Source organism: Thermostichus lividus PCC 6715, from assembly GCF_002754935.1.
Lineage (GTDB): Bacteria > Cyanobacteriota > Cyanobacteriia > Thermosynechococcales > Thermosynechococcaceae > Thermosynechococcus > Thermosynechococcus lividus.
Window position 1 is genome coordinate 2,033,308 of the sequence record NZ_CP018092.1, and the last position, 13,161, is coordinate 2,046,468.

At 54.8% G+C, this 13,161-nt stretch carries 11 protein-coding genes and 3 pseudogenes; 9 read left to right on the forward strand and 5 right to left on the reverse strand.

All coding sequences use genetic code 11. The features are described from left to right. Positions 1-16: 16 nt before the first annotated feature. Positions 17-1,851: pseudogene (locus BRW62_RS09925) on the reverse strand (NAD(P)H-quinone oxidoreductase subunit F). Positions 1,852-2,194: 343 nt separating this feature from the next. Here BRW62_RS09925 and BRW62_RS09930 point away from each other — a divergent pair. Next, the gene (locus BRW62_RS09930; RefSeq protein ID WP_198405997.1) at positions 2,195-2,623 is read left to right on the forward strand and encodes an ATP-binding protein; all 429 of its coding nucleotides are present in this window, start codon (positions 2,195-2,197) and stop codon (positions 2,621-2,623) included. 7 nt (positions 2,624-2,630) lie between these two features. Here BRW62_RS09930 and BRW62_RS09935 read toward each other — a convergent pair. From BRW62_RS09935 to BRW62_RS09945, 4 genes and pseudogenes are all read right to left on the reverse strand, one after another. Next, a pseudogene (locus tag BRW62_RS09935) lies at positions 2,631-3,544 on the reverse strand (branched-chain amino acid transaminase). 43 nt (positions 3,545-3,587) lie between these two features. Further along, positions 3,588-4,793: an Era-like GTP-binding protein gene (locus BRW62_RS09940; RefSeq protein WP_198405998.1), complete on the reverse strand. Its 1,206-nt coding sequence runs from the start codon at positions 4,791-4,793 to the stop codon at positions 3,588-3,590. Positions 4,794-4,798: 5 nt separating this feature from the next. Next, positions 4,799-4,951, reverse strand: coding sequence for a hypothetical protein (locus tag BRW62_RS13135; protein WP_157768357.1), 153 nt, complete (start codon positions 4,949-4,951; stop codon positions 4,799-4,801). 9 nt (positions 4,952-4,960) lie between these two features. Continuing rightward, a complete protein-coding gene (locus BRW62_RS09945) occupies positions 4,961-5,422 on the reverse strand; it encodes a pentapeptide repeat-containing protein (RefSeq protein WP_099799297.1) in 462 nt (153 codons plus the stop codon). Positions 5,423-5,923: 501 nt separating this feature from the next. Between BRW62_RS09945 and BRW62_RS14750 the strand changes: the two genes are divergently transcribed. The 8 genes and pseudogenes from BRW62_RS14750 to BRW62_RS09980 all read left to right on the forward strand — a co-directional run bounded on the left by BRW62_RS14750 (position 5,924) and on the right by BRW62_RS09980 (position 13,159). Beyond that, positions 5,924-6,046 (forward strand): hypothetical protein, encoded by a 123-nt coding sequence (locus BRW62_RS14750; protein ID WP_257790478.1) that lies wholly within the window; start codon positions 5,924-5,926, stop codon positions 6,044-6,046. Between the two features lie 35 nt (positions 6,047-6,081). Then, positions 6,082-7,442: pseudogene (gene accC, locus BRW62_RS09950) on the forward strand (acetyl-CoA carboxylase biotin carboxylase subunit). After that, complete coding sequence (gene murG / locus BRW62_RS09955; protein ID WP_099799298.1) at positions 7,442-8,518, forward strand: undecaprenyldiphospho-muramoylpentapeptide beta-N-acetylglucosaminyltransferase; 1,077 nt, start codon at positions 7,442-7,444, stop codon at positions 8,516-8,518. Before accC ends, murG begins: the two are co-directional and overlap by 1 nt. A gap of 14 nt (positions 8,519-8,532) precedes the next feature. Further along, complete coding sequence (locus tag BRW62_RS09960; RefSeq protein WP_099799299.1) at positions 8,533-9,027, forward strand: low molecular weight protein-tyrosine-phosphatase; 495 nt, start codon at positions 8,533-8,535, stop codon at positions 9,025-9,027. Continuing rightward, positions 9,027-10,046 carry a phosphoribosylformylglycinamidine cyclo-ligase gene (gene purM, locus BRW62_RS09965; protein ID WP_099799300.1) on the forward strand — a complete coding sequence of 340 codons (1,020 nt, stop codon included), beginning with the start codon at positions 9,027-9,029 and terminating at the stop codon, positions 10,044-10,046. Before BRW62_RS09960 ends, purM begins: the two co-directional genes overlap by 1 nt. A gap of 117 nt (positions 10,047-10,163) precedes the next feature. After that, positions 10,164-11,120, forward strand: coding sequence for a UDP-glucuronic acid decarboxylase family protein (locus BRW62_RS09970; RefSeq protein WP_099799301.1), 957 nt, complete (start codon positions 10,164-10,166; stop codon positions 11,118-11,120). 13 nt (positions 11,121-11,133) lie between these two features. After that, the gene (locus BRW62_RS09975; RefSeq protein ID WP_099799302.1) at positions 11,134-12,519 is read left to right on the forward strand and encodes a UDP-glucose dehydrogenase family protein; all 1,386 of its coding nucleotides are present in this window, start codon (positions 11,134-11,136) and stop codon (positions 12,517-12,519) included. Between the two features lie 7 nt (positions 12,520-12,526). Further along, positions 12,527-13,159 (forward strand): ribonuclease HII, encoded by a 633-nt coding sequence (locus tag BRW62_RS09980; protein ID WP_099799303.1) that lies wholly within the window; start codon positions 12,527-12,529, stop codon positions 13,157-13,159. The last annotated feature ends 2 nt before the right edge of the window (positions 13,160-13,161 follow it).

Consider the following 13,161-nt stretch of genomic DNA (forward strand, 5'->3'; position numbering starts at 1 on the left):
TGGATGTTGATTTGAGCTAGCGCAGCAGTGGCCAGCAAATGGCAATACCAAGAATGGCAATGCCCACAATAATGGTGAGAATATAGGCCTGGGATTGACCGGTGGTGCTGTACTTGAGGCGATCGCCCCCCAACAGCGTCACCAAACCAAAGGCATTGCCCGTCCCATCCACCAAGGTGCGGTCAAACCAATCAGTGAGGCGCGAGATGACATCCACTGCCCCAACAACCGTTGCCTTATAAAGTTTGGGGGTGTAAAAGTCATAGGCAAGCAGGTCTTGTAGCGACGGTAACGGCAACTGCACCGGCTTGGAATGGTTCGCCCCAAGTAGATCCATGCCGCTAAGCCCCAACCCGCAACGGCAGTCAGGGTTAAGGCGGCAGCGGTTTGCACCGAAGGCTGTGTCCAGATCACCCAATCAAAGACCCGCATCATAATCGGCAAGTGCAGAACCACCCCCACATTCACTGTCATGGGCAGGATCATGGGCCAAAACACCTCCGGCGATCGCGCCGTCATGGGTTTGACCTCCCCTCCCCAAATGAGACAGAACGTGCGTCCCAAACTAAAGGCGGCAAAGGTATTCACCAGTAGCAAGACAACCCCCACCCACGGCAACTGGGCAAAGGCGGTATCCAATAGCTCTGCTTGGGGCAAAAAACTCCCAAGGGGCGGCACTGCCAATAAACCTGCCGATCCCACCAAAAATGAAATCCCGGAAATGGGTCGCCGTGACCACAGCCCCCCCAGCAACCGCAGATCTTGGGTAATGCTGTTCCAGATAATGCTGCCAATACTCATCATCAGCAGCGACATCGCCACCGCATAGGTGAGCACAAACACAAAGGCCAATCCAGGCTCTTTCAGACCCACCGCAATAAATACCCAGCCCATGTAAGCACTGGCTAAATAGGACAGCGCCCGCTTAATATCCACCTGAGCTGTGGCAATCAAGGTGCCGCCTAAGGCCGTGACACTACCAATCACCAGTAATGCGGTCAGGGCTACAGGAGAGAGTGCCAACACTGGGGTCAGCTTGACCAGCACCCATGCCCCCGTTGCCACCACAATGGCATTCCGCAACACCGAGGCGGGCACCGGCCCTTCCATGGCTTCATCAAGCCACAGGTGCAGGGGAAACTGGGCACATTTCCCCATCGGACCAGCAATCAGGGCTAAGCAGATCAGAGTAATCAATGTCGGATTGGCTGTAGCAGTAGCCGCCCAAGCCGCCAGATCATCGTAATTCCAAGACCCTGCAAGGGGATAGATGGCCAGAACTCCCATTAAGAGAATCAAGTCCCCCACTCGTTTCGTCAGGAAGGCATCGCGGGCACCCGTCACCACCAGCGGTTGGTTAAACCACAGCCCAATGAGCAGGTAGGTGGCAAGGGTGAGAATTTCCAACACCACGTAATTGAAAAAGAGGGAGTCAAGCAGCACAAGGGCAGCCATCCCCCCTTCAAAGAGCGCCAGCAGGGCAAAGAACCGCGCCCAACCCCAGTCCATTTCCATATACCCAACGGCAAAGACTTGGGCCATCAAATTCAGCCCCGTAATGAGCATGAGAGCAGTGGTCGTCAGGACTGAAATTTCCACCGGCACATCAAAATGAAGCCCCGCCACCTCTAACCAAGTCCAGTGAAGGTACTGCGGCGGTTTGTCGGCGATCGCCAACGTGGCCAGCAGCGCATGGCAAAAGGAGAAGAATGTGAGCACGATATTGATATACCCCGCTGGACGCGGGCCGGTCTTGCGGGTGATCCCCGGCGACCAAATCAGCGACAGCCCCATCCCCAGTAGCGAGTAAAAAGGAATGAGCCAAACTGTGTCCGCAAATGATTGCAACATAAATCCCGCTTACGCCTATGGACAAGACTAATTAGATTTAATCTTATCTATGAAAAGGACACTCTTAGCAGGGATAACGATAAACTTCTATCAATATCTTTTATTGCGCTGATAACAGAGGCAAGGGGTAGCTCACTTTAAGAATATGCAAGCCACCCAGAAGATATTTGCTCAACTAATTCGCCTCTGTGAGCCAAACAAGCTGCCCATAGCCCTCACGCAGGAGGCGGTTGTATTTCTGCTGCCCAAGTTGCTAAGCTGAAGTCAGAAGGGTTCGGTTATCCGGCAATGATGTTTGCTGCGGGCACCCGCACCCCCGCTGTGCACTCTTGATTCTTGGGTGATGCCGTCTATGACGCTAACGTACGTTGCACCCCAATGGCAAACCCTGACCTTTTCTTCAACATTATTTTTGCAACCTATCCTTGAAGTATTACTCGCCAATGTTCCTCACCCTTTGCGTGATGAGTTGCGCCTTGGGCTGCAGGAGGCATTGGTCAATGCGGCTCGCCATGGCAACGCCCTTAACCCTGAAAAAGTTGTTTTCGTGCGCTACACCTATTCCCCCGAACAATGCTGGTGGGTCATTACCGATCAAGGCGACGGGTTTTTGCCACCTCGCTGCGTTTTCTCCCCTGAAGATGAACTGCTGCCCCCTGACGACTGTGAGTGTGGTCGGGGGTTATTTTTGATCTATGCCATTTTTGACGAAGTGTATTGGAATGCCAAAGGCACAGAACTGAGCTTGTGTAAATATCTGACCGGCTATTAGAGCTGCCCTAAGCGATCGGCACTATATCTAGCCAGTGGCGATAGTTGGGATCGCGGCCTGTGACAATGGTTTGTAACTGCTGCTGCAGTTGCCGTGTGAGGGGGCGCTGCGCTGGGAGGGTGTAGGTTTCGATGCGGCGGACAGGCACAATCCTTGCTGCCGTACCCGTTAAAAAGACTTCATCGGCAATTAATAATTCCGTGCGATCCACTGCCCGCTCAAGGACGGTCACCCCTGCTGCTTGAGCGAGTTCAATCACGCTGCGGCGGGTAATGCCCTCTAAAATATCTTGATCCACGCTTGGGTAATGAGTTGGCCATCCCGTACTAGGAACAGATTCATTCCCGAGGCTTCGCACACTTTGCCTTGAGTGTTGAGGAGAATGGCTTCGTCAAACCCTGAGGCCACAGCTTCGGTTTTTGCGAGCGCTGAAACAATGTAGGAGGTGGTAAGCTTACCGCGCAACGGAAAGGAGCGATCGCACTGCCGCTGCCAAGAACTAATCCGACAGGTCACGCCTTCAGCGGAGAGGTAATCTCCTAGGGGCATCCCATAGATGAGAAAGTCTTTTTCAACATCGTGCAGGCGGGGCGCAATCCCCAGCCCGGAGGTATAAACTAAGGGGCGGATATAGAACGGCACCGTGGGGCGGTTTTTTTGTACCCACTCAATAATGGTGGTTTTGATCTGTGCCATCGGCAGCTCATAGCCTAGGTAGTGGGCACTGCGACTCAAGCGCTGACAGTGATCTTCAAGACGGAACAGCAGAATTTCGTTAGCATTTGCAGGATTGGGTAACCCGCGCAGACCACCGAGAGCGGCGGTGCCGTAGTGTAGGGCATGGGTGGCAACGGAAATTTTGGCTTCGCTAAAGGGGACAAACTGACCGTTAAGGTACGCGTAGGGTAAAAAGTCGCTCATGCAGGCAAGGCGTGAAAAATAGTGGGCTCAAAGGCGTGTAAGCTCATCTTACCTGATGGTGGCGTTTGCAAAAAACGCAGCACCGTGACCCTAGGTAACCAATGCTTGGGAGTTCACGGCTGCTGTTGCTGAGCAATGTGCGCCAAAAGCCGCTGGGGTCCAAAACGTCCCATTGATAGCCCTGTTGCAGGTAGGATTCCAGTTTGCGGCGCAGTTGCTGATACCCCCAAAGAATCACCCCTGCTTGGAGCACCACAGTGGTATTCAGGCTCCAGAGTTCACTGCTGATACTGCCCCCCAGCCACGGGGTAACATAGATGGCGGCACACCACAGCAGCAGGAACTGACTGATTTCACTAAAGGCCGGCAGCGGAAACGGTAAGGCATAGGCTTGACACCAGTGGCGCACATACCCAAGGCAGGCCACCATCGCTAAAACGGCATCCCCACCCCCGCCGGGCAGCAGGGCGCTACCGAGCAGTTGGCCGCCCAGCCATGGCCAAGGTACGTTCCCTTGCTGTGCTTGACGGTAGCTACTGAGGGCATTGCCAACGGCACGTTCAATCGTACTGGCTTGATGCAAAAGGTGAGTCGATCGCTCAAGCAGGGCGTTGTGGCTGAGCCATTGCTGCACGTGGGCACGGAGTTCACTAATGCCTTGGCCGGTCGTGCTACTGACAACAATGGCGTCGGTGAGGTTTTCCGGAACGGCGGCATACAGATCCGCTTTGGTGATCACCCACTGATAGGGCACTCTGCGTGCCTCAAGCTGCTGGCGAGCTTGCACTTCAATAGGGGTCAGAGTGTCATGGCTAACCAATAGGACTAAATCGGCGGTGGCGATCGCCCCCCACGTCATTGCTTCTCGCTGCGAGCCAGCCACTTCATCTAACCCCGGAGTATCGGTTAAATCCACCGCATGGTCACCAAATTGCCAACGAACTGTGCGTGGCCATTGGGTTGTGCCATGAACTGCTCCCACGGGAAAAATGGTCTCGCCATAGAGCGCATTGAGGAGAGCAGATTTACCCCGGCTGACTTGCCCTAAAACCACAATGTGCCATGCCGGTTGATTGAGGCGATCGCGCAGATCGTAGAGTGGTAACCAGTGCTCACTGACGTGGGAATGATGGCTCTGATGCCATGCCAGCAATTCATTCAGGCAGTTAAGGGTAAGCTGCCCCAGACTGAGTTGACCCTGCACACTGGCATGATGAACCTTGGGGGAGATGTTGCTAGCGCTAGGCATGTTGCTCAATCACGCCGGAACAACGACCAGTTAGAGGCAACCGCTAATGCCGCTGCCGCCACCAATAGGACAGGGAGCGGCAATACCCACTGCCGTGCCATCAGAATCGCTTCTGTCAGCAGCAATAAAATAACAAAACTCGTAACGGCAATACCCATACCCTAAAACTAACGACGGCGGGGAACATCAAGGGGGAAAAATGCTTTTTCGCCGTTGGGGAGGGTGGCATCGCGGAAGGTGCGCACCCGCGCGAGGCGATCGCGCCCTCCCAAGGCGGCATTCACCATTTGGGCACCTGTCAGTACAGCACGGTTAAGGCGAGTCATCAGGAGGTTGGCCTCAGAGAGGTTTACATTTGTCAAGTTCGCCCCCGTTAAATCTGCATTATTCAGGGTTGCCCCTGTTAAGTTGGCACGGCTGAGGTTGGCTCCCCGTAAGTTAGCCGCACTGAGGTTAGCTCCCCGTAAATCTGCCCCTTGGAGGTTACGCCCCCGTAGCTGGGCATAGCTGAGATCGCAGTTGGGGCAATGCCCCGTACGGCGCAGTTGCTCTAAATCAGCGGGATTAGCGGCCAAGGCAGGCACCCCCATCGAAAGCAGTAAAAGCGTGGCGGCAACGTTTACAATCATGGTACTGAGGATTGACTTCTCCCCTCCTTGAAAGAGAGGGGATTCCCAAAGGATGCTACGCAACGGGCTGAAGCCGCGTTGCTTCGCTTTTCCCTTGAGCTGTCACCCACAATTTAATGCGGGTGGGAGCAGTCAAAGACCCCCTACTCACCTCAAGCATCTCTGCTATTGGGACTACGTTTATGTTTCGGTTCGTGGTTTCGCGCTTTTCAACACTAGCCAGTTCGATACGCTCAACATCCTGCCATTGCTTGCAGTGGTTTAGGCTTGCCGCCAAAGCGGTAGTGACTTACGTGCCGGGATTTCTCCGTACTAGGATGTTTCTTCGCGTAGTTGATACGCCTACTTTCCACGTCTCTAGTTTAACACATAGAGAGGGCTAAAGCCCCCTAGTTGGCTGTATCTCCTCGCTAAAGCGGAGGGGTTTTAGCCCGCCCACATCACTCCTATAACAGTTCTTGCCTGATCATAGGCATACTGCGCCAACATTGACACTCTGCTATGCCAAATCTCAGGCGCTGGGCACAGGCTCGTCGTTGCTGGAGTTTTCGCGTTAGGGAGCGGTATCCTAGCGATCTGAGCAGTGCCGAGGATGAAGGGGCGTGGGTTCACGCTCCATGGTAGCATTAAGGATCGCTTCCCCCCTATCGTTCTCGGTCATGGCATTTACAAAAATTCTCATCGCGAATCGCGGCGAAATTGCCCTACGCATCCTGCGTACTTGTGAGGAGATGGGGATTGCCACGGTGGCGGTGTACTCGACGGTGGATCGCCATGCCCTACATGTGCAACTGGCGGATGAAGCCGTTTGTATTGGTGAAGCTCCCAGTGGTCGCAGTTACCTTAATATCCCCAACATTATTGCGGCGGCGCTGACCCGTCATGTGTCGGCCATTCATCCGGGCTACGGATTTTTAGCGGAAAACGCCCGCTTTGCTGAAATTTGTACTGACCACAAAATTGCGTTTATTGGACCCAGTCCAGCGGCAATACTGGCAATGGGAGATAAATCCACCGCTAAAGCCACGATGCAACAAGTCGGGGTTCCTACGATTCCGGGGAGTGAGGGGTTGGTTCACGATGAAGAGACGGCTCGGGCGATCGCCAATAAAATTGGCTATCCCCTCATGATTAAAGCCACCGCAGGGGGGGTGGGCGCGGCATGCGCTTGGTGCGATCGCCCGAAGAATTGGGTCGCTCCCTCAGTGCTGCCCAAGGCGAAGCGGAAGCAGCGTTTGGCAATGCGGGGGTGTATCTAGAGCGCTTTATTGAGAATCCTCGCCACATTGAAGTGCAGATTCTCGCCGATAGTTATGGCAACGTCATTCATTTGGGAGAGCGGGATTGCTCGGTGCAGCGGCGCCACCAAAAACTCCTTGAAGAGGCACCCAGTCCAGCCCTAACACCAGAGCTACGCGCCAAGATGGGTGCTGCTGCGGTGGCGGCTGCCAAGGCCATTGACTATGTAGGAGCCGGAACCATTGAGTTTTTGCTAGACAGCCACAACAATTTTTACTTTATGGAGATGAATACCCGCATTCAGGTAGAGCATACCGTTACTGAAATGATTACGGGGCTGGATCTCATTGCCGAGCAAATTCGCATTGCCCAAGGGGAAGCCTTACGGCTCACACAAGCCGAGGTCAAGTTACAAGGGCACGCCATTGAATGCCGGATTAATGCTGAAGATCCCGAGCGCAACTTTCGCCCTCACCCCGGTCGCATTAGTGGCTATCTGCCACCGGGTGGGCCTGGGGTGCGCATGGACTCCCATGTTTACACCGACTACGAAATTCCACCCTACTATGACTCCCTCATTGGTAAGTTAGTGGTGTGGGCCAGCGATCGCCCCGCTGCCATTGCCCGCATGAAACGCGCCCTGCGCGAATGTGCCATCACCGGCGTTCCCACAACGATTCCCTTCCACCAACAGGTGATGGAAACGCCAGAATTTCGCAGTGGCGTGGTTTACACAAATTTTGTGGATAAGCTCATGACCACCTTAGGCTGGAACACCTAATGGCGACGCCGCCGAAGCTGCTGATTGCCGCCAGCGGTACCGGGGGACATCTCTTTCCTGCCCTCGCTGTGGCCGCCACTCTCACGGACTATGAGATCCATTGGCTGGGGGTGAGCCACCGCCTAGAAGCAGACCTTGTGCCCCAGCAGTATCCCCTGCACACGATTAACTTTAGTGGCATGCAGGGGAAAACACCCTGGGCAAAACTACGACCCCTGTGGCAGTTCCTTGGAGCATTTTGGCAAACCCGGCAGTTGCTCAAACGCGGCCAGTTTCAGGGGGTCTTTACGACGGGTGGCTATATTGCTGCCCCAGCGATTCTTGCGGCGCGGAGCTTAGGGTTGGTGGCTATTCTCCACGAGTCTAATGCTCTACCTGGCAAAGTGACCCGCGCTTTAGCGCCGTGGTGTACCGTGGTGGCCTTAGGAACCCCTGCCAGCCTGCCCTACCTTGCAAAACGCAAGGCTAACCTGCGGGTCACGGGTACGCCAGTCCGACCCAATATTCTTCATCCTGGACCATTGGATCTGCCGATTCCACCAACGGTTCCCCTCATTCTGGTGATGGGGGGCAGCCAAGGTGCCGTGGCTATCAACCGTCTGGTTCGGGAGGCCGTGTCTCAGTGGCTAGCGGCAGGAGCATGGGTGGTACACTTGACGGGCCAAAACGACCCGGAGGCAACAGCCGTGCAGCATCCCCACTATGTGGTGTTGCCTTTTTTTGAGCCTATGGGGCCGCTGTTACACCGCGCTGATCTTGCCATTAGCCGTGCTGGTGCGAGTGCCCTCACAGAACTGACCCTCACGGGCACCCCCGCCCTATTGATTCCCTATCCCTACGCCGCAGAGGATCATCAAACCGTCAATGCTCAGGTGTTGGTGAGCGCAGGTGCTGCGGAAATGATTCCCCAAGCTCAACTTACGGGCGATCGCCTCGGACAAATCATTTTAGAATGGCTACGGCAGCCGCAAAAACTGCAACGGATGGCGGCCAATGCCCGGCGCTTGGCCGTGCCCGATAGCACCCAGCAGGTCGCTGGGCTGATCCGCTCCCTGATTCCACCTGTTGAACCCTAAAACCAGCCAAATTTATGCCAATTCGACTGTTGTTTGTTTGCCTTGGGAATATCTGCCGCTCTCCTGCTGCTGAAGGCATTATGCAAGATCTCGTGGCCAAAGCAGGGCTTGCGGATAAGATCCAGTGTGATTCTGCGGGTACCAGTAACTTCCACATTGGCGATCCTCCCGATGCCCGAATGGTGATGACCGCCCGGCAGCGCGGCTTACACCTGAACAGTCGAGCACGCCAGTTTCACCACGGCGATTTTGAAGAATTTGACCTCATCTTAGCCATGGATCGGGACAACTATCAGGATATTCTCCGCCTTGATCCGGAGGGAAAATACCGCGATAAAGTGCGTTTGATCTGTGACTTTTGTCAGCAGCACACCACCAAAGATGTCCCCGACCCTTACTACGGGGGTCGCCAAGGCTTCGAGAAGGTCTTAGATTTGCTAAACGATGCCTGTGCCGGACTGTTAACCTACCTTCAGCAGACCTATCCCCAACTACAGGAGCAGCCTTGATGGACTATCGCACCGCAGGAGTTGATGTGGCAGCAGGGCGGGCATTTGTGGAGCAGATTCGCCCCCTTGTGCAACGTACTCAGCGACCAGAGGTGGTGGGTCGCTTAGGGGGGTTTGCCGGACTGTGTCGTCTGCCGAGTAACTATCGCCAACCGCTACTGGTCTCAGGCACCGATGGGGTAGGCACCAAGCTGAAGCTAGCACAAACGCTGGGTCGTCACGATACCGTGGGGATAGACTTAGTGGCGATGTGTGTGAACGATGTCCTCACCTGTGGAGCAGAACCCCTCTTTTTCTTGGACTACATTGCCTGTGGTCACCTCAGTGCCAACATCCTGACAGCGGTGGTAGTCGGGATTGCGAGCGCCTGCGAAGCAGCAGGCTGTGCCCTCCTGGGGGGGGAAACCGCAGAGATGCCCGGCTTCTATGGTGAAGGGGTCTATGATCTCGCTGGTTTTTGTGTTGGGGTGGTCGAAGCAGATCAGGTACTGGATGGCTCGCAAGTACAACTGGGGGATGTGGTGCTGGGGCTAGCGAGTTCAGGGCTTCACAGCAATGGCTTTAGTTTAGTGCGTAAAATCGTGGCAGATCGCCAGTTGAGTTGGCAGGAGACCCCCGTGGGCGATCGCCCCCTTGGAGAACTGTGCCTAGAACCAACACGGCTGTACGTACAGCCCATTCGCGCTGCTTTGAAGGAACAAATTCCCCTGCACGGTATGGCTCATATTACCGGCGGTGGCCTGCCCGAAAATTTGCCCCGCTGTTTGGGGCACGGCCAGTCTGTGGTGGTGAACCTAAACTCATGGCCAATTCCACCGCTGTTTCAGTGGCTTGGCAAGGTGGGGGAGGTCAGCCAGCAGGAACTGTTGAATACCTTTAATATGGGCATTGGCTACACCGTCATTATCCCCCCCGCCGCAGTAAAAGACGCACAGAACTGTTTTGAGCGCTTTGGCATTGCCAGCTACGAAATTGGAACCGTGATCAATGGTGATGGCACCTTGACGTTCTGCCCCTAACAGGTTTAACGCCAGTCTTACGCCCACTGCCCAGTGAACTCATGCTACTCTGAACAAAGGTTGCAGAGCCGCAGCCAACCTCATCATGCTCTTAATAATCTTGATAATGAACTAAAAATGCGTATTCTTGTAACCGGCGGCGCGGGTTTTATTGGTTCCCATCTTGTGGATCGGCTGATGGAGGCTGGCCACGAGGTGATTTGCTTAGATAATTATTTTACCGGCACTAAGCGCAATATCCTACGGTGGCTGGGTCACCCCAACTTTGAGCTGATTCGCCATGATGTCACCGACCCTATCCGTCTTGAGGTCGATCAGATTTACCACCTCGCCTGCCCCGCCTCGCCGGTGCATTACCAGTACAATCCGGTCAAAACCATTAAAACCAACGTCATGGGCACCCTCCACATGCTAGGGCTAGCCAAGCGAGTCAAGGCACGGTTCCTGTTGGCCTCCACGTCAGAAGTCTATGGCGATCCGCTGGTGCATCCTCAATCAGAGTCCTACTGGGGGCATGTGAACCCCATTGGTATTCGCTCGTGCTATGACGAGGGCAAGCGGGTTGCTGAAACCCTCGCCTTTGACTACCACCGTCAAAACAATGTAGCGGTACGAGTAGCACGGATTTTTAACACCTATGGCCCGAAAATGCAGGTTAATGATGGCCGCGTTGTCAGTAATTTTATTGTGCAAGCGTTGCAGGGAATTCCCCTCACGGTCTATGGTGATGGCTCTCAGACCCGTAGCTTTTGTTACGTCAGCGATTTAGTCGAAGGACTCATTCGGTTGATGAACAGCGAGCATACCGGCCCCGTGAACTTGGGGAACCCTGACGAATATACGGTTCTGGAGCTCGCCCAAAAAATTCAAGCCCTGATTAACCCCAGTGCTGAGATTCAGTTTAAGCCCCTCCCCAGTGATGACCCGCAACGCCGCCGCCCCGATATTACGGTGGCGCGAACCCTGTTGGACTGGCAGCCGAGTGTGCCGCTATCGGAGGGTCTGCGCCGCACGATTCCAGACTTTGCCGAGCGGTTAGGGGTGCCCTATACGCCTATGATGGTCGAAGTTTAGGGAGGCAGAGACAATGCGGGTTTGTGTCATTGGCACGGGCTATGTGGGCTTGGTCACTGGGGTGTGCTTGGCCCATATCGGCCATGATGTGATGTGTATTGATAACAACATCGATAAGGTCAAGCTGCTGCAGCAGGGGGAGTCGCCCATTTATGAGCCAGGGTTGACGGAGCTGTTACGGGGGTGTATTGCCAGCAACTGCATTCACTTCAGTAGTGATCTGGGGGCAGGGGTGGAATTTGGCGAGGTGCTGTTTATTGCGGTGGGGACACCCTCCCTCCCCAATGGCGAAACGGATACCCGCTATGTCGAGGCGGTGGCGCGGGGGATTGGTGCCCACCTGCATCTGGGCTACAAAGTCATTGTCAATAAGTCCACGGTGCCCATTGGTTCTGGCGACTGGGTGCGGATGATTATTCTCGATGGGGTGGTGGAGCGAGAACCGGAGCTAGCGGATGCCATTAAAGCGGGTGCCACCCACCCTCCGTTAGATTTTGATGTGGTGAGTAACCCAGAATTTTTGCGGGAAGGCTCGGCGGTTTACGATACCTTTAACCCCGATCGCATTGTCTTAGGGGGCAGTAGCCGCAAGGCCATTGCTCTGATGCAGGAGCTTTACGCACCGATTATTGAGCGCAAGTATGCTGCAGATCCCAATCCCAATGCGCCCCCTGTGCCTGTCCTAGTGACGGATCTCAGTTCGGCGGAAATGATTAAGTACGCGGCTAATGCCTTTTTGGCCACCAAAATTAGCTTTATTAACGAAGTTGCCAATATTTGCGATCGCGTCGGCGCGGATGTGGTGCAAGTGGCCAAGGGAATTGGCCTAGATTCGCGCATTGGTGAGAAGTTTTTGCAGGCGGGGCTAGGCTGGGGCGGCTCCTGTTTTCCGAAGGATGTTTCTGCCTTAATCCATACTGCTGATGACTATGGCTATGAAGCGCAATTACTGAAAGCAGTGGTACAGGTGAACCAACGCCAGCGCTTTTTGGTGATCGAAAAGTTACAACAAGTTCTAAAAATTCTGAAGGGCAAAACCATTGGCTTGCTCGGGCTTACGTTTAAGCCCAATACTGACGATCTGCGGGATGCCCCTGCTCTTCACTTAATTGAGGAACTGCATCGCCTTGGTGCCAAGGTGAAGGCGTACGATCCTCTAGTGTCCCAGACGGGGCTGCGCTCGGGTCTGTCTAACGTGATTGTGGAAACGGATCTGCACCACTTGGCAGATGGCTGTGATGCCTTGGTTCTGGTGACGGACTGGCCGCAGTTTCGTGAGGTGGATTATGGCGCTGTTGCCAAGGTGATGCACCAACCCGTGATTGTGGATGGCCGCAACTTTCTAGACCGCAAAGCCCTAGAGGGATTGGGCTTCCGTTATCTGGGGATCGGGCATTAAGGCAGCCATGCCAACGGTAGTCTATGAACAGCAGTACTGGCAGCAGGGCTATTCCCGTGTTGCTGGTGTAGATGAAGTGGGGCGGGGGTGCTTGGCAGGGCCGGTGGTGGCAGCAGCAGTGATTCTGCCGCCGAACTGTGCCACCATTGCTGGGGTACGCGATTCTAAGCGGTTAAGCCCAAAGCAGCGCGATCGCCTCTTTACCCTCATTCAACAGCAGGCGATCGCCATTGGGGTCGGCATGGCCAGTGTTGCGGAAATTGATGAGGTGAATATTTTGCAGGCTACGTACCGGGCAATGGTGCGCGCCCTTGAGCGGGTTGCCCCGTGGGATTACGGGTTGATTGATGGCAAACTTAGCAAAACTGCGCCTTTTGAGCGGGCGATCGGGATTGTGGGGGGCGATCGCTACTGTTATAGTATTGCCTGCGCCTCTATCATTGCCAAAGTCCGGCGCGATCGCTTCATGGCGCGGCTGAGCCACCGCTATCCTCTCTACGGTTGGGAGCGGAATGTAGGCTATAGTACCCCCCAGCATCGCCGCGCCCTCCTGCAGCAGGGTGTAACGCCATGGCATCGGCGCTCCTTTCTCAAGCAGTACGGGGAGCACGCATCTCCCCTACCGTTATCTTTGGAGTAGCC